Source organism: Shimia sp. MIT910701 (genome assembly GCF_047126315.1).
Classification (GTDB): domain Bacteria; phylum Pseudomonadota; class Alphaproteobacteria; order Rhodobacterales; family Rhodobacteraceae; genus Shimia.
In genome coordinates, this window is record NZ_CP138953.1 from 2463199 (window position 1) to 2485266 (window position 22068).

A 22068-nucleotide genomic window follows, 5' to 3' on the forward strand; every position below is an offset into this window, starting at 1 on the left:
GGATTACTTGCCCGCTGCCAGATCGAGGAATTGGTCGATCAACTCTTTGCTGAGAGACCAGTCGCAAACCAAACGCGCGGTGACCATCTCGGCGTCGTCACCTTCTAGCGTGCCGTCCCAGAGGTGGTAGACCGCGCCGGCGTCCAGCAGGCGTTTGTGAGTGGCGCGGGGCAGGGCGACAAACATCATGTTGGCCTGTGGCGGGTATTTGAAGGTGGCCCCAATTGCGCGCAATCCGCCCGCGAGATGGGCGGCGTTGGCGTTGGCTTTGGTGGCGGCTTCGATCCAAACGTCGTCTTGCAAGTAACCGAGCATTTGCGCGGAGAGGTAGCGGTGTTTGGAGAACAGGTGGCCGCCGCGTTTACGACGCAGTTCAAATTCCCAGGCATGTTTGGGATCAAAGAAGATAACCGCTTCGACACCCATGCAGCCGTTTTTGGTGCCGCCGAAGCTGACCGCGTCGACACCGGCTTTCCAGGTCATTTCTGCAGGCGTGCAGCCTAGCGCAACCATGGCGTTGGTGAAGCGCGCGCCGTCCAGATGCATGGGCAGGTCATAGGATTTGGCGACATCACAAAGGGCCGTGAGTTCGGCCAGCGTGTAGACGGTGCCATATTCGGTGACCTGCGTGATCGACACAGGGCCGCGTTGCGGGCCGTGCACACCGCGGGTCTCTTCGCCTTCGATGGCGGCGCGCAGGGAGGCGGGCGTCATTTTGTCGACGTCTTTGTCTGCCGCCAATGTGAGCTTGGCCCCGCCGGTGTAAAACTCGGGCGCGTTGCACTCGTCTTTGTGGATGTGGGCCACTTCCGAGCAGAAGATGGTTTGCCAAGGATCACAAAGGGTTGCGAGCGCCAGTGAATTTGCCGTGGTGCCGGTGGAGACCAGATAGACGGCGGCCTCTGGGGCCTCAAAAATCTCGCGGATTTTGGCGGTGACCTGCGCCATTTCCACGTCGTCGCCATAGCCCATGGCGTAGCCTTCGTTGGCTTTGGTGATGGCGGCGAGGACCTCGGGCAGTGCGGCGCCGGAGTTGTCAGAGGCAAAGTGCATTAGGAGGGCTCCTCGATGATAAAGTCTTCCCACTGCTCCAGCGGGGTGTCGAATTCGGATACGGTGCGGTGGCGCATGGAGACGCCTGCCTCAAAAACGCTGTTTTGGCGGCCAGAGATCAGCGGGTGCCAGTCATACAGCGGTTTGCCTGCCCAAAGCAGGCGATAGGCGCAGGTTTGCGGCAGCCAATAGGCGTGATCGTCGATGTTGTCCGGGGTCATGACAATGCATTCGGGCACAAACTGATGGCGGATTTCGTATTGGCTGCACAGGCCTGTTTCGTCATCTAGAAGGCGACAGGCGACGCAGGTCAGCGCGACCTCGCCGGTGTCTTCGTCTTCGAGCTTGTTGAGGCAGCATTTGCCGCAGCCGTCACAGAGAGCTTCCCATTCAACCTTGGTGAGTTTGGCGAGCGGCTTTTTTTCCCAGAAACGTTTGGCGAGGCCGTGGCGGGCTATGACGTCCTGGCTGCTCATAAGGCGTTTAACAGCGCTCTGGCTTGGTCGCAGTCTGCGCCCATTTGGGTTATGAGGGCGTCGAGGCTGTCGAATTTGAGTTCCGGGCGCAGGTAGTCGACGAGGCCAACGGACAACGTGTGGCCGTAGAGATCGCCTGAGAAATCAAAGAGGTAGGTCTCGATGTTGGCTTTGTTTTCGCCAAACATTGGGCGGGTGCCGATGGAGGCGGCGCCGTGATAGCTGCCTTGATGTGGGCCATCGAGCACGTCGACCAACACGGCATAAACGCCGTATTTGGGTTGGTGCAGGCCGACGATAGACATATTGGCAGTTGGGAAACCAAGCTCGCGGCCGCGTTGTTCGCCGCCAATCACCGGGCCGTCAATTCGGTGCCAGTGGCCCAGCATGTTGGCCGCATCGCGCGGGCGGCCGTCGGAGAGTGCCTGGCGGATGGAGGTGGATGAGACTTGACCGTCGCCGCCTTGCACCAGCGGCGCGATGGTGACGCCAAAGCCGTAGGTTTCGCCATAAGCAACGAGGTCGTCAGCGGTGCCTTTGCGGCCTTTGCCGAAGCAGAAATCGGCGCCAACCACCACATGGGCGAGGCCGAGGCCTTCGGCGATCACGTCGCGGGCAAATTCTTCTGGCGTGAGGCTGGACAGTGCGGTGTTGAACGGCAGCTCATAGAGTTTTTCCACGCCGAGTTTTTCCAAGCGGTGCGCGCGGGTCTCGGCGCTGGCGAGGCGGAAGGGCGGGGCATCCGGCGCGAAATACTCGCGCGGGTGCGGCTCAAACGTCATGATGCCCAAAGGCGCATCCGGTGCGGCTTTGAGCGCCAAGTCGATCACCGATTGGTGGCCCACATGCACGCCGTCAAAATTGCCAATCGCGACGCTGGCGCCGCGATCTTTAGGGGTTACAAACTGATAGTCGCGAATGATCTGCATGTGGCAGGGTTAGCCCCTTGAATGGTCAGGCGCAAGAGAGGACGGCGCGGCGTTACTCGGCGGCGCGGGCGCGGGCTTCGGAGATGTCGCCAAAGTTCTGCGCCGCCCAGCCAACCAGCGGTTTGAGCACACGCAAAAGGTCAAAGCCCTGCTCGGTTAAGGCGTAGTAGACCGCCAAGGGCGGGCCGGGGTGCACGGTGCGGGTCAGGTGGCCGTCGCGTTCCAAAAGGCGTAGGTTCTCGGTGAGCACGCGCTGAGTGACGTCGCCAATGGCGCGTTTGAGTTCGCCAAAGCGCAGTTCCCCGTCCTCTAAAGTGAGCAAAATCAACAGGTTCCACTTCGCCGTGACTTTGGTCAGGACAGAGCGGACCGGGCAGTTTTCGGCCTCTTCTTTGGTGTGGGCGGTTACTTTGACCATACCTGGTTCCTTTGAGGTGCGTAATTGATACTTGGTGCAAAATTCATACCGTACAGCTATACATGCAACAAGCTGATTCGAGAGGCTGACCAAAATGACCATCACTGAAACCGTGCTGAACGCGTTCTCCGCGCTTTTCATCCAGTTTGATCCTGAGGCGGCCAGCGTGCTGTTGGCGCCAGACTACATTCAGCACAATCCGGCTGTGCCCACCGGGGCGGCGGCGATTGTGGGCTTTGTGCCGGTGATCCAGCAGAGCGGCATGACCGCGACCACGCATCGGGTGATCACCGAGGGCGATCTGGTGGTGATGCACAACACTTTTGACAATGCGCAGGCCTTTGGGGCGGAGACGCTGGTGGCGTTTGATGTGTTCCGGGTGGCGGATGGCAAAGTGGTGGAACATTGGGACAACCTGCAGCCCCTGGCGGGGCCGAACCCGTCGGGCCGGACCATGACCGATGGGGCGACGGAGATTGTGGACCGGGACAAGACGGCGGAGAACAAGTCGCTGGTGAGTGCGTTTGTGAGTGATGTTTTGCACGGGAAGGCCCCTGAGAACATCGCCAACTACATTTCCACGGAGACGTATTTGCAGCACAATCCGCAGATTGCAGATGGCTTGGAAGGCCTTGGTGGCGCGCTGCAGATGATGGCGGAGGCTGGCATCGAGATGCGCTATGACACGACGCATATGCTTGTGGCAGAAGGCAATTTTGTCTTTGCTGCGTCAGAGGGCGTGCTGGGCGAGGCGCACACCGCGTTTTTTGATCTGTTCCGTGTTGAGGATGGCAAGATCGTGGAGCACTGGGACACGGTGAGCGAAATCCCGGCGGAAATGGCGCATGAGAACGGCAAGTTCTAAAGCAAAAAGGGCGGTGCATTTGGCACCGCCCTTTGAGTTTGGAGGAGTTTTTCGGTTGGGGGGATCAGTCCAGCTTGCGTGACGGCGCGAGCACGGTGGCTTCGCCGGCGAGGACTTTCTTGCCTTCGACCATGCAGGCGCAATCGAGTTTCACGCGGCGTTTGCCCATGTCGATGTCGGTCACGGTCACGGAGGCCACCACGGTGTCATCGGGGCGCACAGGGGCGAGGAACTTCAACGACTGGCCCATGTAGATGGTGCCGTGGCCGGGCAGTTGCTCGCCGATGACTGCAGAGATCAGACCCGCGGTCAGCATGCCGTGGGCAATGCGGCCGCCAAACATCGTGTCCCGGGCATACTCTTCGTCCAGGTGCACCGGATTGTGGTCGGTGGACACGGCGGCAAACATCTCGATGTCCTGATCGGTCACGGTTTTGCGCACATAGCGGGTCATGCCGATTTCGAGGTCTTCGATAAAAATTGTGCCGCGGGGCAGGTTGTCCAACATTTGGCCCTCCGATTTTCTGGACTGGCTGTGCAACTAAATAACGCTCAATGCGCTTGATTGGCAATATTGTTACTTTGCAGTTGCAGAAAAATCAAGCGCTTTTGTGTTAACGCAGTTTGCCAATCGCAAATTGTGGGGTGACCTGCTGTTCTGCGAGGTAATTCGTTAATGCGGCTTCATCTGGTTGGTGGGCGGTTTTTGTCTCTGCTGCAGCGAGGCCGCCGGTGATGAAGAGCGAATCGATGTTTTCCCCCATGGCGCCGGAGATGTCGGTGTGGGGGCCGTCGCCGATGGCGAGGATGTCTTCGTCTGCGATGGTCACACCCAGGGCTGACAGCCGGCGGCGGGCGAGGTCGTAGATGGGGGGGTGGGGTTTGCCGAAGTACAGGCTTTCGCCGCCCATCTCGGTGTAGAGTTTGGCCAGCGCCCCGGCGCACCATTCGCGCACCTCTCCGCGATCCACCACGATGTCTGGGTTGGCGCATAAGAGCTTCATGCCTTTGGTCTTGGCATAGAGGAAGTCGGCACGGTTCACGTCCGGGTCCGCCATGGTGTCAAAGGGGCCGCAGCAGACAATGCCTTCGGCCTCAGACAGCGGTACCCGTTGAATGTCGACAGGGTTGTCAAGGATTTCAAGGGGTTGGAAGAAGCCCGTATCGCGTTCCCATTCACCCATGAAGTAGACTTTTTCGCCCACGGCGCCGTTGAACATGGCCGAGCGGGCGCTGTCCCCAGAGGTGGCGATGGTGTCATAGGCATCATCGGGCACGCCAAAGGAGCCAAGCTGTTCTGCCACGCCAGCACGGGGTTTGGGAGAGTTGGTGACCAGCACCACAATACCGCCTTTGGCGCGGTAGGCTTGCAGGGCAGCGACGGCCTCTGGATAGGCGGTGACGCCGTTGTGTACGCAGCCCCAGAGGTCGACAAACAGCGCTTTGTAATTGTCGGAAATCTCGGCGAGTGAGGAAACGATCTGGGTCATGTGTCAGTCCTGCGCGTGAAGTGTTGCGCAAGGTATGGCAGGGGCATTTCCAGAGTGCCAGCGATTCCGGTGGGCGATGTGCTGCGGTGCAGCAGTTAACGGCCAAAACCCACGTCGGTATCTTGTCGGTATCGCGACTGTTTTGCGGAGGTGGGGACCATTGCTGCGATGCAGAAATTAACCTTTGGCGCGGTTCATCACTTTGCGTAGGGCGCCCACGATGCTGCGGAAGGGTTCGACGCGGTCGTAGAATCTCAGGTCGTGAATGTCGGTGCGCGAGCTGCGTTGGCCGGCAAGGCAGGGCGTGGCGAGGCGGAAGGTGGTGCCGGGCACAATGGTGCGGACCATGTTGAAAGCGCCGTCAAAGAACATCGAGCCGCCTTCGGGATGGCCGGAAGGGCGGGAGCGCACCAGTTCGAGGTAGTCATGGAAGGCCCGGATGCTGTCGCCCTGGATGGCCCAGAATTGCGTGCCACGGGTGCCGCCGGTCCATTCGCTGAGGCCAACGGTGTCGGTTGGCGGGGTTTCGGGTTCCAGATAGCCAAGGGCGGCGACGGACCAGTGGGTGGTTTTCAAATCTGAGAGCACTTTGGCGACGGTGGTGTCTGGCAGCTCGTTGAGCTCTAGGTCGTCCTCGCAGATTAGGATGCGCTCATAGCCTTTCTCCAAGGCATCCGCCAGCACGCGGGTTTGCGAGAGGAAGTTGCCGAGAGAGCCAATGGACGGGAATTCGCCTTTCTCCGTCGGGCGGGAGGCCTCAAAGAAGGTGATGTGCTCATTAGGGATAGTCATACCGACGCGGGCAAAGTCGGCAATGGTCTCGCGGCGGCGGTCGTCCCGATAAGGCAGGTTCACGATGTAGACGTGGTCAAAGTGGTCAAACAGATCGGGAAAGCTCATTTGGGTGTCCGCGTTGGAGGTGTTTTGCCTGCACCTAAAGGCACTTGGCGGCGGAAGTTTGTCAACAGCGCGGTGGTTTTGCGCTTAGGCCAGCGGGGTGGGCAGGCGGAGCGTGGGGTGGAAACCGTTGCGTAGGGCGATGCGCGTGGGCGCCGGAGTGAGCACTGGATACCTGCCTTGTGGTCGTTTGAGGGGGGCGGTGTAGCCGTTTGGCGTGAAGGGCAGCGCCATGTCCTCGAGTAGCAAAGCGGGGCGACCGGTGTCTGTCAGGATAAAGGTGGCGTCTGGCAGGTCGGCTATGTCTTCGAGGGGCCGGTTTTGGCCGTAGATGCGCGGGATGGCGCGGGCGGCGTGAAGCTTGTCGTCGAAAGCCGGGGCGCTGCCAGAGTGGTCGGCGGCGGCAAAGAAGGCCTTGTGATCGGCGCGGCGGCATTCGGCGCAGGGACGATGACCGGCGGCAAGCGCGACGGCTTCATCATAGAAAAACAGTTCGGTGTAGCGGTTGGGCGCCATGAGGTGGCGCTGGCGGTTTTTGAAAGACAACACGCAGCAGACCCAAGCCTTGTGGCGCCATCGGCGGTGAGGCAGTTGGCCGTGCTGGTGTGCCTTGTCGTCGTGCAGAATGCCCCGGTTGCCCAGGAAGGCCCCGCGCGTGGGGTGGGCGAGGATTTGGCCGTTAGGTTGGACACGGTTTTGGCGGGGCATGGCGTGTTAGTTGTAGGCTTCGATCAGCGTGTTGACCAACTGACGCAGAGCCGTGTCCGCACCGTTTGAGCCGAAGCGGAACTGTAGCCCGTCAAAGTTCACAAACACCGCATCGCTGTCGATCAAAGCCGCCATGTCGTCTCTGGTGAGGAGGAAAACGATCAGCGTGTTGTTTTGGTCGTCACGGTGTTCCCAGACATATTGATCCGGGCGGATATCGCGGCTGTAGCGCGGGACGGGTCCGATGACATTGAAGGTGATCGTTGGGTTTGTCTGAAGCCGCTCAGGAACCTTGTTGCCGGTCTCAAACGCGTCAATCGTGGTGCTTAGGGCGATGGTGCCCCGCTCCCCATAGGCGTGTACTTGCAGGTAGTTCGGCCCCGCGTTGAGGTGCGCGTAGCTCTCTTTGGCGGAGGCTTCAAAATCCGGCCCATAGTAGAAGGCCCAGTCTTGAGCGGAGCTTACTTGGGCAGAGGCGCAAAACAGCGCGAGGCTGAAAGTGACGGATTTGAGCATGATGTCCCCCGTTTCCAGACAGCCTAGCAACGGGGGACAGTCAGCGATAGGGGCTTGTTATTGCATGCGCAGGGCGCCGTCGATGCGGATGACTTCGCCGTTGAGGTAGCCGTTTTCCACGATAAAGCCTGCGAGGCGGGCGTACTCGGATGGATCGCCCAGACGTTTGGGGCAGGTCACGTCGGCGGCGAGTTGGTCCTGCACCTCTTGTGGCAGGCCTTGCAGCATTGGTGTCAGGAAGATGCCCGGTGCGATGGCCATGACACGGATGCCAGAGCGGGCCAGATCGCGCGCCATGGGCAGAGAGAGGCCAACGATGCCGCCTTTGGAGGCGGCATAGGCCGCCTGACCGCGTTGGCCGTCCATGGCCGCAATAGAGGCGGTGTTGATGATCACGCCGCGCGCGCCGTCTGCTTCGGCTTCGTTTTCCGCAATCACCTCGGCTGCGAGGCGGGCGACGTTGAAGGAGCCCACGAGGTTGATGTCGATGGTTTTCTGGAAGGTGTGCAGCGGGTGCGGACCGTTTTTGCCAATGGTGGTGGCGGCAGGGGCGATGCCGGCGCAGTTCACCGCGGCGGTGATTTTGCCCATGGCCGCTTTGGCGGCCTGGATGCCTGCGGCGGCGCTGTCCTCATCGGTCACGTCTACCTTGTGGAAGGTGCCGCCGAGTTCCGCTGCGATCTCTGTGCCGCGCTCTTCATTGAGGTCAAACAGGGCCACCTTGGCGCCGTTGGCGGCAAAGTGGCGGGCGGTGGCTTCGCCCAGACCGGACGCGCCCCCGGTGATCACGGCGCAGGTTTGATCAAGTTTCATTGGCGGCTCCTCCCAGTGAGACGTCTAGGTCGATAAATGAACGTGTGTTCAAATAACCCGAAGCGGGTGGGCCTGTCTAGAGGGAGAAGGGCGGGGCCAGCCCCTCTGCGCCTTTGGCGCATTCACCCCGGGATATTGGAGGAATGAGAAAGTAAATGGCCCGCTGGGTTGTGCGCTTCGGGTTTTGCGGACTTGCGTCAATGCAAAGTGGTTAGTTTAAAGCCGGAAGTGTACGTGTGTCTGCGAAGTGAGGCGGTGTTTTGAAAGCTATTTTATCCGTGTTGGTTTTGATGTGTTTGCCGTCGGGTGTGTGGGCCAAGCCGCTGTATGAAAACTCGGTGGCCTCCAACAACCTGGATTTTATTCGGGCGAATGACCCTGGCGCTTGCTGGTCCATCAAGGGCGGGAACGGCGGTCGGACGGAAATGTATGATCCCCGCAGCGATAGGTTGTTTGTCGACGGGGCGCTGCATTTTGAGGTGCGGTATCCGGGACAAGCCCTGCGCATCAACGTGCATCCTGGGGTGTCAAACCCGACAAAGCGGGCGCAACAGGCGGCGGCGTCTGTGTCCCGGCTTCCGGAGCAAATGCGGAAAACCCTGAGCTATGTGAATATCCTAGACGGAGACGGGGCCGCTTGGGCGGAAGATCGGGGGCGGTTCTTTACGCTGTATGACGGGCTGATGGCGCGGCGTTTGGCGGAACATGATCTGGACGAGACCGTGTTTCATGAGACAGCGCATGTCGCTTTTGACTTGAGGCATGCAAAGAAGCGAAAGTGGAAGGCGGCACAAAAGGCGGACGGGGATTTTGTGACGCGCTATGCCGCGCGACATGCCCATAAGGAAGACATTGCAGAGAGCGCGCTGTTTGTGTGGACGATGATGTATCACCCGGGGCGGTTGCCCAAGCGCGTTGAGCAGCAGGTGAGTGTGACAATTCCAAGCCGCGTGGCGTATTTGCAGACCATGCTTGCGGGATATGAACCACCCCGATGTGCGTCCTGAGGTGCCTCTGGAAAGCAAAAGGCCCGCCGGTTGGGGCGGGCCTTTGTGTGTGTTGAGTTGCGGCGGTCTTAGCCGTCCAGTTGCACCAGCGCGTGGCGCTTTTTGCCAGCGCTGAGCTTGATTGGCGAGCTGAGCGCCGCTGCGTCAATCATCAGACCCGCGTTGGTCAGCGGGGCGTCGTCCAGCTTGGCGCCGTTTTCCTTGATCAGGCGTTTGGCGTCTTTGCCCGACTTTGCCAGACCGGATTTCACGATCAGCTGCACAATGGAGATGCCATCGCCGAGGTCTTCGGCAGAGAGCGTCACGGTGGGCAGGTCGTCGCCCACGCCGCCTTTTTCAAACACTTCGCGGGCGGTGGCTTCGGCGGTGGCCGCGGCGTCAGCACCGTGGCAGAGCGTGGTCACGGCGTTGGCGAGGATGATCTTGGCTTCGTTGATCTCAGAGCCCGCCAGCGCGCCGAGGCGCTCGCACTCGTCTACCGGCATTTCTGTGTAGAGTTTGAGGAAGCGGCCCACGTCGGCGTCGGTGGTGTTGCGCCAGAACTGCCAGAACTCATACGGGCTGCGCATGTCCGCGTTGAGCCAGACCGCGCCGTCTGCGGATTTGCCCATTTTCTTGCCGTCTGAGGTGGTCAGCAGTGGGGAGGTCAGACCAAACAAGCCGCCGTCGTCTACGCGGCGGGTCAGGTCGATGCCGTTGACGATGTTGCCCCATTGGTCGGAGCCGCCGAACTGCACCAGACAGCCGTAGCGGCGGTTCAGTTCAAGGAAGTCGTAGGCCTGCAGGATCATGTAGTTGAACTCGAGGAACGACAGGGATTGCTCGCGGTCCAGACGGGACTTCACGCTTTCAAAGGACAACATCCGGTTCACCGAGAAGTGGCGGCCGATGTCGCGCAAGAAGGTGAGGTAGTTCAGGTCGTCGAGCCATTCCGCGTTGTTGAGCATCAGCGCGTCAGTGTCGCCGTCGCCATAGTCGAGGTATTTGGCAAAGACCTTTTTGATGCCGGCGATGTTGTCGTCGATCTGATCGTTGGTCAGCAGCGGGCGCTCATCCGCCCGGAAGGAGGGGTCGCCCACTTTGGTGGTGCCGCCGCCCATCAGGGTGATTGGCTTGTGGCCGGTTTTTTGCAGCCAGCGCAGCATCATGATTTGAATGAGCGAGCCGACGTGCAGGGATTTGGCGGTGGCATCAAAGCCGATATAGCCGGGGACCACGCCGTCACAGAGAGCTTTGTCAAAGCCTTCATAGTCTGTGCAATCGGCCACAAAGCCGCGCTCTAGCATCACGGTGAGGAAATCCGATTTGGGCGTGTAGGTCATGGTGCCACTCATTTTCCGTTGTTGGTTGTCGCTTGCCGCTATGGGCGTCCCGTCCTGTTAGCACCTTGGGGGGCAAGTTGTAAGCGGGGAATGTTGTGGGGACGGCGGGCAGGGTTTCCGCACTTTGTGTTGCGGCTTCAAGCTGGTATATTCAGGCTTGTGAAGTTGTTTTAATGAGTGATCGTTTTGAGGATTTGACGCACCTCGTCTATGAGGCGTCTTTGGACAATTCCCTGTGGCCTGAGTTGATCTCGGAACTGGCAGAGGAAGTGCACCGCGCGCGGGACAGCCGCTATCTGGAAAGCCCGGAGGCCGTGGAGGCGGAAACGCGGGGGTTGGAGAACCTGTCGCGGCATGTCCGGCGGGCGTTTAGCATCTCGGAGCGCATGGTGGGGTTGCAGGAGCGGGAGGCCTATTTGTCCTCGGTGCTCAACAGCTTTGCCTTTGGGGTGGCCTTGCTGAATGAGGACGGTCAGGTGGTGATGGCCAACCGCGCGCTTTATGACGTGATGCCGATGCCCGCTCTGCAGGGGCAGGACATGCAGGTGTATTTGCCCAAGAGCGGGGAAGACCGGCTGTTGTCGCAGTGTGCGCAGGAGGCCAATCGCACGGGGCGTGCGTTGGAGTTCAAAAGCCGGGAGGACGGGGCGGCGGATCTGATGGTGCTGCCAAGGGAGGAGGCGGCGCGGATTGGCTTTCCGGCGATTGCGGCCAATGTGGTGATTTCGTCTGGACAGCAGAGCCATATGGGGGTGGCGCATATTGCCAAGGTGCACGGGTTGACCCGGAGAGAAGCAGAGGTGCTCAGCCATATGGGGCAGGCCTATGACCTACGCGAAGTCGCCAGGCGCATGGGGATTTCTTACGAGAGTGTGCGCACCTACCTGAAGCGGGTGTATGAGAAGACCCAGACCAAGAGCCGCAGTGAATTGGCGGCGGTATTGGCGCGCTCGCCCCTGACGGCGGTGCGGGCGCATGGAGACAGCGCAGGGGCGGCGTTTCAGGTGCGCAATCGGATCACCCTGCGCGATGGGCGGCAACATGAGTATTTCGCCATTGGCCCGGAAGATGGCTCTCCGGTGCTGGCCTTTGATGCGCTCTCAGGGGTGACAATTGACATGATTGGCTATCCTGAGCGGTGTCATGACCTGATGACAGAGGCGGGGGTGCGGTTGATCTGTCCCTGTCGGCCGGGCAGTTTCCGCTCGGACTTTGTGGTGATGCAGAGCTTGCGGGACTTTGCCAGCGATGTGCGGGAGCTGTTGAACCATCTGCAGATTGCTCAGGCAGGGGTCTTGTCGGTGTCTTTTGGCAGCGGATCGGCCTTGGCGGTGACCCATGCGTTGCAGGACCGGATCAGCAAGGCGGTGTTGTCCTCGGCGGCCTATCCGTTTTATCGGCATGAGAACTGGCGGGAACTGGATCAGTTTTATCACATGTCCTGTATTCAGGGACGGCACTGGCCAAGTATGTTGCGACAGGTCATTCCATTTCTGGTGCGCTCGATCCTGCAGAACCGGGATCGGTATTTTGACCGCTATTGCAAACGCTCGCGCAGCGAAGATGACATTCGCATTCTGTCCCATCCGGTGATCCGGCGGCGCACCGCGGAGATGCTGGCACTGCGCACGGCCTCTGGCACTGACGGTATTGTCGAGGAGAACCTGCTCAACGCGCAGGGGTGGGACTTCGACCCGTCCGATATTCACACGCCGGTGGAGGTGTTTCAGGGGCCGGACGACAATGTGGCGCCGGTTCAAGGCGCGGAGCTGTTGGTGCGGCATCTGGGGAATGCGGAGCTACATGTGTTGCAGGGCAAGGGGCACTACCATCACATCGAGAACTGGCCCTGGCTGGCGGCGCGCGCGGCGGGCAAAGACATGGCGCCGGGCGCGCTGGGCTATGATATCCCGGCGTTTTGATCAGTTGGTACGGTTTTCCTGAGTTGCCGTTGAATGTCCCCAAATGGAGATAGGGAGACCGCTGTCTGATCCGGTAATTCTTAAATCATTGAACAGGAATTTATTTATCGGGGGGCGCGGTTATTGTTTGCCTATGTTTTTGAGTCTCTCCAGGCGCTCCCCAAACCTGTGTCAACGGCGTGTGGCGTGTTGGGGTTTTGCCTTTACCTGACCAACTATACCCTCATCACTTTTCGCATTCTCAGCAGTCAGGACATCGTCTTCTTTGTCATCAATATTTTTGGGGCAGGGCTTGTTTTGGTGAGCCTGGTGCAGGACTTCAATCTTGGGTCGTTTATTATCCAGGTATTTTGGATCTGTCTGGGCATGATTGCAATTGTGGTTCGGGTGAAGTCACGCGCAGCCTGGCGACGGGAGGTACACAGTGCGCCTCTATCACCGGCTTTGGGGGCTCCCCAATCTCGCTAAAGCCGGTGCGTGCCGTTTAAAGGCCGCCCCACGTTCTGGAAATTACACACAGAGCGTGGGGCGATTCCGTTTTGGGCTGGCGATTTGGGGGGCTGATCCTTTAAGGTTTTGCCACCGTGCCCAGGCGCGGCATAGGTGGGCAAACCAAAAGGATAAGGCCATGTTGAAGGGCCAGGGTGAGGCGGCGGTTGTGACCGCGCTGGGCGCGATGTCAGGCACGTCACTGGACGGTGTGGATGCGGCTGTGGTTCAGACCGATGGGCAGGTGATCCATGGGTTTGGGGCAACGGCCTATCGGGGCTATTCCGAAGACGAGCAGGCGGTTCTAACGCAGGCGCTGGGCCAGTGGTCCGGGGCGGAGGCAGAGGCGGCTGCGGCGGTGATTGAGGCGGCCCATGCCGAGGTGTTGAGCGGGTTTGAAAACGTCGATCTGGTTGGCTTTCACGGGCAGACGCTGGCGCATGAGCCGCGTGGGCGTGGGACCTGTCAGGTGGGCGATGGGCAAGCCTTGGCCGAGGCGCTGGGCGTGCCGGTGGTTTGGGACTTCCGTTCAGCCGATGTGGAGCTGGGCGGTGAAGGGGCGCCGCTGGCGCCGTTTTTCCATTTTGCCTGTGCCAAGTGGTTTGGCGCAACGGAGCCTGTGGTGTTTTTGAACCTTGGGGGCGTGGGCAACATCACCTGGGTGGATCCGCGTAAGGCGGCGCCGGAAGACGAAGGGGCGTTGTTGGCGTTTGACACCGGCCCCGCCAATGCGCCGCTGAACGATATGCTGCGCGCGCGGCGGGATTTGGCTTTTGATGAAGGCGGCAAAGTCGCTGCGCAGGGCACGGTTGCTACAGGGGCGCTGGAGCTGTTTTTGCAGGAGGCGTATTTCTCAAGAATGCCGCCGAAGTCACTGGATCGAAACGATTTTCCAGAGATGATGGATCTGGTGCGCGAGCTGTCGGACGAGGATGCGGCTGCGACGATGACCGCGATGTGTGCTGCGGCGGTGGCGCAGGGCATGGGGCATTGTCCCGAAGCGCCGGGCCGCGTGTTGGTCACTGGTGGGGGGCGGCACAATCCGGTGCTGATGGAGATGCTGCGGGTGTCACTGGACTGTCCGGTGGTGCCGGTGGAGGAGGTTGGGCTGGATGGCGATATGCTGGAGGCGCAGGCCTTTGCCTATTTGGCCGTGCGGGTGGCGCGGGGTTTGCCGACAAGCTGTCCGAGCACCACGGGGGTGATGGCGCTGGTCGGCGGTGGCACGGTGAGTGAGCCGGAGGGCTAGGGGATAAGGGCTGCGCCTGCCTGGGTAGGCGCTTTCGCAGCAACAGTTGCTTTGAAGACGCTTCAATAAAGTGTCGCCGTGCAGAGATTTTACAGGGTTTCAATGCGCCTGCCGGGGGGCAGGCAGGCGCAGCCCGCCCTTGCGGCAGGGCAATGTCGTGGGCTTAGCGCGGGATGTCGAAACCCGGGGCGGCCAATTCAAAGCCCTCAAATTGAAACGCCGGGGAGACGGTGCAGCCCACTAGGGTCCAGTCGCCGGTGCTGCGGGCGGCTTGCCAGTGGTCCTTGGGCGCGATCAGTTGCGGAAATTGGCCGGCGGCGAGGTCGGGGCCCAGCACGTGATCGGCGGCGGGGCCTTTGTCGGTTTCTGCAAGCGACAGGATCAGCGGCGCGCCGGCGTAGTGGTGCCAGATTTCGGCGGCATCGACGCGGTGCCAGTGCGAGGTTTCGCCTGCTTTCAACAGAAAGTAAATTGATGTGCCTGCGGGGCGGGTGTCGTCTTCGCTTTCTGCAATCCAGGTCTGGCGGTAGTGGCCGCCCTCTGGATGCGGGGCGAGGTTGAGGTGGGCGATGATTTGGTCTGCGGTCATGGGCTGTGTCCGGTGTCTATGGTTGGCGACATAGGGGCAGCTTGGCGTAGCGGAGGCAAGCGGAAAGGCGTTAGCTGAGACGGTCCAGGGCGGTGCGGGCGGCAGCGGCGACCTTGGCGGGGGCTTCCAGTGGCAGCAGGTGGCCATAGTCGGGTAGAGACTGGAAGGTCATGTCCGGGCGGCTGTTGCGCAGGCTGCGGGCGATGGACGGGTCCATGAATAGCGAGGGTTTGCCGATGATGACCTCGGTCGGCACGGTGAGGCGTTTGAGGGTTGGCAGGATCAGCGGCGGGGTTGCGTAGAGGTGTGCCTCCCAGTTGCGCGGGTATTCCAGTTTGATACCGGCACTGTCGGGTACGGTGAACGCCTCGATCAGGCCGTGCAGGGTGGCGTCGTCAAAGCGGCGGTAGGCTTTGGAGGCGCGGTAAAAAGCAAAGGTAGACGCGAGGTCTGGCCACTGGGTGGGGCCGCTGAGCACTTCGGCGGCGGGGCCTTTGGTTTGGCGCAGGCGGTAGGGCAGCAGCTTGAGCAGCAGGCGGATGCGGCGGGTGACTCCGGAGGGCTCAATCAGCACAAGGCCTTTGAACAGGTCAGGGCGTTTCACGGCGGCCATGGCGGTGGTGGCCGCGCCGATGGAGTGGCCCATGGCCAGAACCGGTGCCTTTTGCGTGGCCTCGATCCATTCGATCATATCGTCGGCAAAGAGATCCCACTCGCGCCGAGGATTGGGCGGAGGGGCGTCTTGCCACAAGGGGCGCATGGCGAGCGCTTTGAGGTGATAGCTGTCGCCAAGTTCGGAGAGAAACGGCGCGTAGCAGCGCGGGCCAAGCGCCGTGGCGTGGTGAAAGACCACGGTTGGGCCGGTGCCGGTGTTCTGCCAAGCGGCAGCGGTGCCGCCGGAGAGCTTGCTGTGGTGCCATGTCATCTGCATACGGCGCAGGCTAGTTGTGCCCAAGCTGTGCGCAAGGGTGACGTTGGGGACGGCGGCGGCGCTGATTTTTGCAAAAAACCGACACGCAATGTCTTGAAACGATAAGTGCGGTCATCCACATAGGCTCAAATTTGCTTCTAGTTAGAGAGAGGGACTCTATCGTGGCCATCACTGAATCCGAACTGAGCGCAGCACGTGAAGCCTGGGGCGCGGGCCTTGTGGCGATTTCCAAAGCCTATGAGGCGGGCGGAATTGAGGAAGCGCGACCTGTGGCCGAAGGGGTTCTGGACGCGGCTTATGGCTACAATCTGGGCCCTGTGTTGTTCAAGCCAACTTTGGCCAGCGGTGATCAAACCTTCCGCCCAACCAAAAAGGGCGCGCTGTCGTATTTTGTAGGCCATGACGAAGAGTACCCACTGGACGGTGGCTTTGGCATCAAGGGCTGGCGTGAGATGGAAAGCGTGACCTCCGCAAGCTTCATCGAAGGCGATGTGGCTATGTGGATGGGCTGGGTGATCCTGACCGACAAGGACGGCAACGTGACCAAGGTCGACAAGAGCTTTGGCTACAAGAAAGACGCCGACGGCACGTTGCGGATTGTGCAGCACCACAGCTCGTTGCCGTATCAGCCTTAAGGGTTGAGAGAGTTTATGGGAAAGCCCCGCCGATGTGTGGGGCTTTTTTGTTTGTGACGAGTGCCGGTGCCAGACTTGCCTCACCTCGGCATGTGGCGCATCGTGCGGTTGGCTTTCTAGGATGACAGGCGGGGAATGCGATGCGGGTTTTCTTTACAGGGGGCAGTGGCAAAGCGGGCAAATGGGCCATTCGGCATTTGCAGGCGCAGGGGCATCATGTGGTCAATGCGGATCGCGTGCCTTCTGGGTTGGACTGTTCTGAACTGCTGATTGATCTCTGTGATGCGGGGCAAGTGATTGGCGCGATGTCGCAGTTTACCGACTTTCACGAGTTGGACGCGGGCACGGGTGTGCCGACTTATGATGCGGTGGTGCATTTTGCGGCGGTGCCGCGGGTGATGATCGGCACGGATGGCGAGTGTTTTCGGCAGAACACCTTAAGTACGTACAATGTGATCGAGGCGGCGGTGAAGCTTGGCATTCCCAAAGTGATCTTTGCCAGTTCAGAAACAACTTATGGCGTGTGTTTTGCTGATGGGGAAGTGAAGCCCGACTTCGTGCCAGTGGATGAGACCCACCCCACCGTGCCGCATGACAGCTACGCCATGTCCAAAGTCTGTAACGAGGCCACCGCGCGCAGTTTTCAAGCGCGCACCGGCAGCGACATCTATGGGTTGCGCATCAACAATGTGATCGAGCCGCATGAGTACGCCGATATGTTCCCGGCCTTTGTCAAAGATCCCGCCCGGCGGCGGCGCAATATCTTTGCCTATATCGATGCACGGGATCTGGGGCATATGGTGGACTGTTGTCTAAAGACCGATGGGCTGGGCTATGAGGTGTTCAACGTGGCCAATGATGACAGCTCGGTTGGCATCCTCTCGGATCAGGTGATCGCGCAGTTTTATAAAGGCGTTGAAGTGCGCGGCGAGATGGGCGAACACGAGACGTTTTATGCCAACAAAAAGGCCAAAGAGATGGTTGGCTTTGCGCCGAAACATGGTTGGCGGGAGGGTCTCCTTTAGGGAGAAGTGTCTTGGCGTGAACAATTTTTCCGGCAATATGGCGTCATTGATTTTTTGACCAAGGACGTTTTGATGACTTTTGTTCTGAAGCCTATTGTTATTGCGGCCGCTTTTGTTGGCGGAATTACCGGGCAGGTCTTAGTTGCCGTTGCCGATCAAACCCCGGTGATTGGCGCCAATAACACCACCTATTCGCCCAAGAACTTCTCCGGCCGCTGGAAGCTGCGGCAGAGTGATGGGGAGATTTGTCTGGTGGAGCTTAAGGTCACGGACGCCAGCCCGCATGATCTGGGGCTGCGGGCTTGCACCGATCAGGCAATCACCAGCGCCAAACAATGGGAAATGCGCAACCGTGATCTTGTGTTTTTTGCAACTGACGGTGGCGAGATCGGGCCGTTTAAGGTGACGGAGCCGAACAAACTGGAAGGCGCGGGGATGATCCTGTTCCGGTGATCCATGTTGTTGCGGGCCCGCGGTTATGGCCGGCCCGCAGGGGGTGGATTTTGTGAGCGCTAGTTGGCGACTGTGGCGAGCTGCGTCAGGCAATGCTTGAGGGGCGTGTTGGGCGGCAGGGTGCAGTAGCCGTTGGCCCTCAGCTCCGCCGTAGGGGCGGGACCGCCACCGATCAGGATCAGAAGGTAGTCGTCCAGCGGCGGTAGATGGCTGTCCGCGTTGGCGATGATGTCTCTTGGGGAGGCATCATCAATTGCGTCGATGATAGGCAGGACTACGTTACCTTTGACCCCATTGGGGAATTCGCGCAGGAGTTGATTGACGCTCCAGATCGGATTGTGGAAGAAACGTTCAATGAAGAGCTTTTGCGCATCTTGGTGCAGCAACGTCAGGATTGATGTTGGCACATTCCCGCTGTGCGTAGATTGGTAGATCTCGCCGATCTCGTCATAAATTCGCGGCCAATTGTCTGCCTTAACCGTCGCACTGAGCAGCAGCACCGCCCGGTTTTTGTCAACGATATCAAAGTAGCTGCGCGGGTCATAAGAGGCGCGCATCTCCTGGCGTAAAATCCGGAACATGTCGGAGTTCGCGCTTGCGCCGATATGATTCATAAGCAGGTTTGCCCCAACCATCTGTGGCTCGTCCTCAAAGACTTCCGCCCGCGCCAGGATGATTAGCATTTCGCTGGATGTGGGGTCCTGAAAATGAATGGTGCCGGTGGGCAGTTCAAAAGGAAACCGTTTGCGGTCCAGTCTGGACTCAAGCCATTTGGGCAGGGTGATCCTGACACCTATGGCGGGTTGTGAGAGTTTGCTCAGCAGCTTGGCAAGGCGTTGCTCCACCACCGGGTCACCGGAACGCAGAATGGCCTGACTTGGACGGCCGAAGCGAAAGGTGGGTCCCAGTTCCGCCGGGTCTGCTTCACCAGCTTGATGGGAGAGGTAGCCTTGTAGTTCGGCGCGCACATCATCTGGGTTTCGGGAAAGCGTGGCGTGCGCATAGCGGACTGTTTCGCGCTCCCGTTGATACCAGCCTGAGGTGTAGGTTGGCTCCATCAGGAGGTTTTCCAGATGCACAAGTGTTTCGGGAAAGACCTCCTTTGGCGCGGTGATCGTGAGCAGCAAGTGGCGGCGTGTTGTGGAGACGCTTTGGCGGATGCCCTTCACTCTGATGTATTCGACGACGTCCTGAGGGGAGCGTGAGGCCGTGCCACCAAAAAGAACACTGCGCAAACCAGCTTGCAACGCCAGCGCACGGTCTTCTGTGACTTGTCCGAGCGGCCAAACAAGGGTTAGCGCGGAGAGGCCATTGCGCAGAGGGTGCAGGTAGACGGTGTCGGTTTTGTGGTTGGCTGCGATGAGCTCAGCACGGGCCTGCGGAGCGGAGAAGGTGCCAAGTGAGAGCAGCAGGACGGCGGTCAGAGCTCGGAGGAGGGCGTGCATGTCAGTCTACCTTCTTGGCCAAAATGGTGGCGGTGGCCGAGGGCCTCATGGCTTTGATGGCAAAATCCAGCACCTCCTGATCGGTGGTGGCGTTGATCATGTCGATGTAGAGCGTTGGGCTGAACGGGGGAAAACCATCAGCGGCCAAGTTTTTCAGGAACCACCGTATGTCCGCCGGGTCGCGGGAGGCATTTTGAGCACTCACCACATCCTTCTGGCGGGCGCGTTTGATTTCTTCGGCGCTGATTGGGTCTCTAAGCAATAGCAAGAGGGTGCTGCGCAGGCGACGGCGGGCCTCACCAAGTTCGAAGCCAGGCATCAATTCAACACGTAGGGACATTTCCAGATCAGCGTTTTTGGCAAAGTACCAGTCAACCTCGACGTCCAAGAACCGCACATCATCAAAATGTAAGGCGTTTTGAATACGTGTGTTCAGGATTTCCGCGCTGAGAAAGAAGGCGCCTTGGAGGTCAAAACTGCTGTCGTGGTCTTTAAAGTCGATAAACTTGGCAAACTGCAAAGTGTCCCGAGGCAATCGGTTGGTTTCAATGTACTTCACGGAATTGAGGTTTGGATCTGGTTTCTGGTCCAGCCAGGGTTTGGCGGGTGGTGGCGTCGCCTGTGTGTCGCCGAAGATCTGGCTGACAAGGTTTGCCGCTTGCATTTGGTCAATTTTGCCGGAGACAATGACCGTGACATTGGAGGGCACATAGTGCTTCGCATGGAAGCGATAGGCGGCGTCAAGGTTCAAGTTTGGCAAGTCTGCCACAGTGCTGCTGGCGCGGCCCCGTGGGGTGCCGTAGAGGTCCTGTAAAGCCAAGCGTTTGAGCCATCTAGCTGGGTATTGCCGCTCTCTCAGGAAGGTTTCCCGCTCGACAATGCCAATTTCACTTTCGGCAAACCCCTCTGGAAGAACAGGGGTATCCAATACTGCTCTGGACAGGCGGAGAACTGTTTCCAAATCTTCAGGAGCGCCTGAGTTGGTGTAGATTGTGGCTGCATCGTAGGTGGCGGCGTTCAGATCGCGTTCGCGTGCCCGATCTAGGACGGCGGCGTCCGCAGAGAAAGCGGCAAGGTGTTCTGTTAAATGCGCTGTGCCGGACGGGTCCGGATCATCATAGGCGCCGGACAGGACAATCAACTGCACATCGACACGGTTAAAGTCTTCGATGGGAACAATGTATGCGCCGTGCAGGCCGCCCTTGTCTTCGACTGAGAATATGTCTTGTGCGGAAGTGGGCGCGGAGGAGATAGAGAGAAGACCTGCGAGCACAAGGTAGGGGGGCCTAAAAGGAAAAGAGGTAAAACGCATAAAGTCCAAATGGTAAGTGGGGTAGAAACTCTGTCTGATACTTGTGGTGGTTGTGTCGCTTTCTCAAGGGATCGTGTGGGGTTTTATGCGCAATGTGGCTGAGACACCGCAGGGTGCGCGAGATTTTTTACACCACCCTGATCCAGGTGCGCATGCCTGCGGCGGCGTGAGACAGCATGTGACAGTGCATCAGCCACTTGCCCGGTGCGCCGGCGATGAAGGCGATTTCGCGGGATTCGCGGGGCTGCATCAGAACGGTGTCTTTGAGGGGGCCAAAGCTGCCGTCGGGCAGGACCTCCTGAAAATGGGTGCCGTGCAGGTGCATGGCGTGGGCAAAGGACGTGTCGTTTTGCATCGGGATGCGCACGATCTGGCCTTGGGAGACTTCCACCAGTGGGGTGTCGCTGAGACCGGCCTGGGCATTGAAGGCCCAGACCTGGCCTTTGTCGACCAGGCTGCGCACGTCGAGTGTTTCACCCTGGTAGGTGGCTTCGCGTAGGCCGCCCATGGCACCGCCTTCCATATGTAGGGGCACGGTTATGGCATCGCTGAGGTCGGCGAGGCGTGGCATGGGGTTGGCAGGCAGGGGCTGGATCGCGGCGCGGGCGGGTTGGGTGCCGGAGATGGGGATCTCCTTCAGCAGGTAGCCGGTGTCGCCTTCATGCAGGACAATTTGTAGTGCGTTGGCCTCATTGACTTGGGCGTCGATGATCACATCGGCGCGCTCGGCCGGGCCAAAGGGCATGGCGTCGAGCGGTTCGGGTGTATCTAACGGCATGCCGTCGCGGGCGACCAGTTTGCCGTCGCCGCCTTGTACGGAGACGGTGATGACGCGGTCGGTGGCAACGTTGACAAAGCGCAGGCGCAGGCGGGCGTTTTCCGGCACAGAGTCCGGCTGCTCAGACAGCTGTGCGTGAATGTAGTTGCCAAGCCGTCCGGCGTGGGTCCAGTCGTGCATGGCGCCAAAATCATCAGTGATCTGGGCCTCGTCGCTGAGCCGCCAATCGTCCAGTACCACCACAATGTCGTGGTCCACGTCCGGCGCGTTGGTTTCCTCCACCACAACCACGCCATAGAGGCCACGGGCGACCTGTTCGGTGGATTGGTTGTGGGAGTGGTACCAGTAGGTGCCGGCGTCTTTGAGCGGGAATTCGTAGTGGAAGCGGTCACCAGTGGGCACCGCGTCCTGGGTCATACCGGGCACGCCGTCCATGGCGTTGGGCACGCGGATGCCGTGCCAGTGGATTGCGGTCGGGCTTGGCAGGCTGTTGAGCAGCTCTTGTTTGAGTGTGTCGCCCTGTTTGAAGCGTAGGAGCGGGCCCGGAACAGACCCGTTGTAGCCCCAGATCTCGGTTTCCGGATAGTCGCCAAACTCCGCATCAATCAGCTGCACGCGGCCTGTGGTGGCCTCGATCACCGGAGTGGTGGCCGCAAGGCTGGTTTTGGGCGTCAGGGCCAGGGCGGCGGTGCTGGCGAGGAATTGGCGGCGGGTGAGGGGCATGGAGGCACTCTTACTTGTCGGTA

The 22068-nt window shown here is 59.9% G+C and carries 24 protein-coding genes; 8 read left to right on the top strand and 16 right to left on the bottom strand.

Annotated elements, in window-relative coordinates:
- Window positions 1–3: 3 nt before the first annotated feature.
- From SIB38_RS11800 to SIB38_RS11815, 4 genes are read right to left on the bottom strand one after another with little or no spacing between them, the layout of a single operon-like run.
- Window positions 4–1053, bottom strand: a complete 1050-nt coding sequence (locus SIB38_RS11800; protein WP_412550210.1) for a threonine aldolase family protein — start codon at window positions 1051–1053, stop codon at window positions 4–6.
- Window positions 1053–1529, bottom strand: a complete 477-nt coding sequence (locus tag SIB38_RS11805; protein ID WP_412550211.1) for a YcgN family cysteine cluster protein — start codon at window positions 1527–1529, stop codon at window positions 1053–1055. Before SIB38_RS11805 ends, SIB38_RS11800 begins: the two co-directional genes overlap by 1 nt.
- The gene (locus tag SIB38_RS11810) at window positions 1526–2458 is read right to left on the bottom strand and encodes a bifunctional riboflavin kinase/FAD synthetase (RefSeq protein ID WP_294113447.1); all 933 of its coding nucleotides are present in this window, start codon (window positions 2456–2458) and stop codon (window positions 1526–1528) included. Before SIB38_RS11810 ends, SIB38_RS11805 begins: the two co-directional genes overlap by 4 nt.
- A gap of 52 nt (window positions 2459–2510) precedes the next feature.
- A complete protein-coding gene (locus SIB38_RS11815) occupies window positions 2511–2876 on the bottom strand; it encodes a winged helix-turn-helix transcriptional regulator (protein WP_412550212.1) in 366 nt (121 codons plus the stop codon).
- 94 nt (window positions 2877–2970) lie between these two features.
- Here SIB38_RS11815 and SIB38_RS11820 point away from each other — a divergent pair, with 94 nt between their 5' ends.
- On the top strand, window positions 2971–3741 hold the full coding sequence (locus tag SIB38_RS11820) for a nuclear transport factor 2 family protein (RefSeq protein WP_412550213.1): 771 nt from the start codon (window positions 2971–2973) through the stop codon (window positions 3739–3741).
- Window positions 3742–3805: 64 nt separating this feature from the next.
- On the opposite strand, the gene SIB38_RS11825 is transcribed toward SIB38_RS11820, so the two are convergent.
- From SIB38_RS11825 to SIB38_RS11850, 6 genes are all read right to left on the bottom strand, one after another.
- Window positions 3806–4249: a MaoC family dehydratase gene (locus tag SIB38_RS11825; protein WP_294113442.1), complete on the bottom strand. Its 444-nt coding sequence runs from the start codon at window positions 4247–4249 to the stop codon at window positions 3806–3808.
- Between the two features lie 106 nt (window positions 4250–4355).
- Complete coding sequence (locus tag SIB38_RS11830) at window positions 4356–5231, bottom strand: TIGR01459 family HAD-type hydrolase (RefSeq protein ID WP_294113440.1); 876 nt, start codon at window positions 5229–5231, stop codon at window positions 4356–4358.
- 177 nt (window positions 5232–5408) lie between these two features.
- The gene (locus tag SIB38_RS11835) at window positions 5409–6131 is read right to left on the bottom strand and encodes a hypothetical protein (RefSeq protein ID WP_294113439.1); all 723 of its coding nucleotides are present in this window, start codon (window positions 6129–6131) and stop codon (window positions 5409–5411) included.
- Between the two features lie 84 nt (window positions 6132–6215).
- Window positions 6216–6836, bottom strand: a complete 621-nt coding sequence (locus SIB38_RS11840) for a hypothetical protein (RefSeq protein ID WP_294113437.1) — start codon at window positions 6834–6836, stop codon at window positions 6216–6218.
- 6 nt (window positions 6837–6842) lie between these two features.
- Complete coding sequence (locus tag SIB38_RS11845) at window positions 6843–7352, bottom strand: hypothetical protein (protein WP_294113436.1); 510 nt, start codon at window positions 7350–7352, stop codon at window positions 6843–6845.
- 57 nt (window positions 7353–7409) lie between these two features.
- The gene (locus SIB38_RS11850; RefSeq protein WP_294113434.1) at window positions 7410–8165 is read right to left on the bottom strand and encodes an SDR family oxidoreductase; all 756 of its coding nucleotides are present in this window, start codon (window positions 8163–8165) and stop codon (window positions 7410–7412) included.
- 290 nt (window positions 8166–8455) lie between these two features.
- Here SIB38_RS11850 and SIB38_RS11855 point away from each other — a divergent pair, with 290 nt between their 5' ends.
- On the top strand, window positions 8456–9172 hold the full coding sequence (locus SIB38_RS11855; RefSeq protein WP_294113432.1) for a hypothetical protein: 717 nt from the start codon (window positions 8456–8458) through the stop codon (window positions 9170–9172).
- A gap of 68 nt (window positions 9173–9240) precedes the next feature.
- Here the strand turns inward: SIB38_RS11855 and tyrS are convergent, their stop codons facing one another.
- Window positions 9241–10494, bottom strand: a complete 1254-nt coding sequence (gene tyrS, locus SIB38_RS11860; protein ID WP_294114095.1) for a tyrosine--tRNA ligase — start codon at window positions 10492–10494, stop codon at window positions 9241–9243.
- Window positions 10495–10667: 173 nt separating this feature from the next.
- On the opposite strand from tyrS, the gene SIB38_RS11865 reads away from it, so the two are divergent.
- The 3 genes from SIB38_RS11865 to SIB38_RS11875 all read left to right on the top strand — a co-directional run bounded on the left by SIB38_RS11865 (window position 10668) and on the right by SIB38_RS11875 (window position 14154).
- Window positions 10668–12416: an alpha/beta fold hydrolase gene (locus SIB38_RS11865; RefSeq protein WP_412550215.1), complete on the top strand. Its 1749-nt coding sequence runs from the start codon at window positions 10668–10670 to the stop codon at window positions 12414–12416.
- 123 nt (window positions 12417–12539) lie between these two features.
- The gene (locus SIB38_RS11870) at window positions 12540–12884 is read left to right on the top strand and encodes a CBU_0592 family membrane protein (RefSeq protein ID WP_412550216.1); all 345 of its coding nucleotides are present in this window, start codon (window positions 12540–12542) and stop codon (window positions 12882–12884) included.
- 160 nt (window positions 12885–13044) lie between these two features.
- Complete coding sequence (locus SIB38_RS11875) at window positions 13045–14154, top strand: anhydro-N-acetylmuramic acid kinase (RefSeq protein WP_294113425.1); 1110 nt, start codon at window positions 13045–13047, stop codon at window positions 14152–14154.
- 163 nt (window positions 14155–14317) lie between these two features.
- Here the strand turns inward: SIB38_RS11875 and SIB38_RS11880 are convergent, their stop codons facing one another.
- Together SIB38_RS11880 and SIB38_RS11885 are read right to left on the bottom strand one after the other, a co-directional pair.
- Entirely contained in the window at window positions 14318–14743 is a 426-nt protein-coding gene (locus SIB38_RS11880) for a cupin domain-containing protein (RefSeq protein ID WP_294113423.1), read from the bottom strand.
- A 70-nt stretch (window positions 14744–14813) separates the two neighbouring features.
- Window positions 14814–15674 (bottom strand): alpha/beta fold hydrolase, encoded by an 861-nt coding sequence (locus SIB38_RS11885; RefSeq protein WP_412550217.1) that lies wholly within the window; start codon window positions 15672–15674, stop codon window positions 14814–14816.
- 161 nt (window positions 15675–15835) lie between these two features.
- Here SIB38_RS11885 and SIB38_RS11890 point away from each other — a divergent pair, with 161 nt between their 5' ends.
- The 3 genes from SIB38_RS11890 (at window position 15836) to SIB38_RS11900 (ending at window position 17787) form a co-directional block, all read left to right on the top strand.
- On the top strand, window positions 15836–16309 hold the full coding sequence (locus SIB38_RS11890) for a phosphoribosyl-AMP cyclohydrolase (protein WP_294113420.1): 474 nt from the start codon (window positions 15836–15838) through the stop codon (window positions 16307–16309).
- A 140-nt stretch (window positions 16310–16449) separates the two neighbouring features.
- On the top strand, window positions 16450–17334 hold the full coding sequence (locus tag SIB38_RS11895; RefSeq protein WP_294113418.1) for an NAD-dependent epimerase/dehydratase family protein: 885 nt from the start codon (window positions 16450–16452) through the stop codon (window positions 17332–17334).
- A gap of 72 nt (window positions 17335–17406) precedes the next feature.
- Entirely contained in the window at window positions 17407–17787 is a 381-nt protein-coding gene (locus SIB38_RS11900) for an AprI/Inh family metalloprotease inhibitor (RefSeq protein ID WP_294113416.1), read from the top strand.
- 59 nt (window positions 17788–17846) lie between these two features.
- Here SIB38_RS11900 and SIB38_RS11905 read toward each other — a convergent pair whose 3' ends face one another.
- From SIB38_RS11905 to SIB38_RS11915, 3 genes are all read right to left on the bottom strand, one after another.
- Window positions 17847–19232 carry an insulinase family protein gene (locus SIB38_RS11905; RefSeq protein ID WP_294113413.1) on the bottom strand — a complete coding sequence of 462 codons (1386 nt, stop codon included), beginning with the start codon at window positions 19230–19232 and terminating at the stop codon, window positions 17847–17849.
- 1 nt (window position 19233) lies between these two features.
- Window positions 19234–20505 (bottom strand): M16 family metallopeptidase, encoded by a 1272-nt coding sequence (locus SIB38_RS11910; RefSeq protein WP_294113410.1) that lies wholly within the window; start codon window positions 20503–20505, stop codon window positions 19234–19236.
- Between the two features lie 166 nt (window positions 20506–20671).
- Window positions 20672–22045 (bottom strand): multicopper oxidase family protein, encoded by a 1374-nt coding sequence (locus SIB38_RS11915; protein ID WP_294113407.1) that lies wholly within the window; start codon window positions 22043–22045, stop codon window positions 20672–20674.
- Window positions 22046–22068: the final 23 nt, after the last annotated feature.

Bases quoted from the DNA above. Each gene is read 5' to 3' on its own strand.
- SIB38_RS11850 (WP_294113434.1), bottom strand. From the start codon at position 8,165: ATGAAACTTGATCAAACCTGCGCCGTGATCACCGGGGGCGCGTCCGGT.
- SIB38_RS11815 (WP_412550212.1), bottom strand. From the start codon at position 2,876: ATGGTCAAAGTAACCGCCCACACCAAAGAAGAGGCCGAAAACTGCCCG.
- SIB38_RS11905 (WP_294113413.1), bottom strand. From the start codon at position 19,232: ATGCACGCCCTCCTCCGAGCTCTGACCGCCGTCCTGCTGCTCTCACTT.
- SIB38_RS11855 (WP_294113432.1), top strand. From the start codon at position 8,456: ATGTGTTTGCCGTCGGGTGTGTGGGCCAAGCCGCTGTATGAAAACTCG.
- SIB38_RS11820 (WP_412550213.1), top strand. From the start codon at position 2,971: ATGACCATCACTGAAACCGTGCTGAACGCGTTCTCCGCGCTTTTCATC.
- SIB38_RS11875 (WP_294113425.1), top strand. From the start codon at position 13,045: ATGTTGAAGGGCCAGGGTGAGGCGGCGGTTGTGACCGCGCTGGGCGCG.
- SIB38_RS11800 (WP_412550210.1), bottom strand. From the start codon at position 1,053: ATGCACTTTGCCTCTGACAACTCCGGCGCCGCACTGCCCGAGGTCCTC.
- SIB38_RS11805 (WP_412550211.1), bottom strand. From the start codon at position 1,529: ATGAGCAGCCAGGACGTCATAGCCCGCCACGGCCTCGCCAAACGTTTC.
- SIB38_RS11880 (WP_294113423.1), bottom strand. From the start codon at position 14,743: ATGACCGCAGACCAAATCATCGCCCACCTCAACCTCGCCCCGCATCCA.
- SIB38_RS11865 (WP_412550215.1), top strand. From the start codon at position 10,668: ATGAGTGATCGTTTTGAGGATTTGACGCACCTCGTCTATGAGGCGTCT.
- SIB38_RS11915 (WP_294113407.1), bottom strand. From the start codon at position 22,045: ATGCCCCTCACCCGCCGCCAATTCCTCGCCAGCACCGCCGCCCTGGCC.
- SIB38_RS11830 (WP_294113440.1), bottom strand. From the start codon at position 5,231: ATGACCCAGATCGTTTCCTCACTCGCCGAGATTTCCGACAATTACAAA.
- SIB38_RS11895 (WP_294113418.1), top strand. From the start codon at position 16,450: ATGCGGGTTTTCTTTACAGGGGGCAGTGGCAAAGCGGGCAAATGGGCC.
- SIB38_RS11810 (WP_294113447.1), bottom strand. From the start codon at position 2,458: ATGCAGATCATTCGCGACTATCAGTTTGTAACCCCTAAAGATCGCGGC.
- SIB38_RS11845 (WP_294113436.1), bottom strand. From the start codon at position 7,352: ATGCTCAAATCCGTCACTTTCAGCCTCGCGCTGTTTTGCGCCTCTGCC.
- SIB38_RS11835 (WP_294113439.1), bottom strand. From the start codon at position 6,131: ATGAGCTTTCCCGATCTGTTTGACCACTTTGACCACGTCTACATCGTG.
- SIB38_RS11900 (WP_294113416.1), top strand. From the start codon at position 17,407: ATGACTTTTGTTCTGAAGCCTATTGTTATTGCGGCCGCTTTTGTTGGC.
- SIB38_RS11840 (WP_294113437.1), bottom strand. From the start codon at position 6,836: ATGCCCCGCCAAAACCGTGTCCAACCTAACGGCCAAATCCTCGCCCAC.
- SIB38_RS11885 (WP_412550217.1), bottom strand. From the start codon at position 15,674: ATGCAGATGACATGGCACCACAGCAAGCTCTCCGGCGGCACCGCTGCC.
- SIB38_RS11825 (WP_294113442.1), bottom strand. From the start codon at position 4,249: ATGTTGGACAACCTGCCCCGCGGCACAATTTTTATCGAAGACCTCGAA.
- tyrS (WP_294114095.1), bottom strand. From the start codon at position 10,494: ATGACCTACACGCCCAAATCGGATTTCCTCACCGTGATGCTAGAGCGC.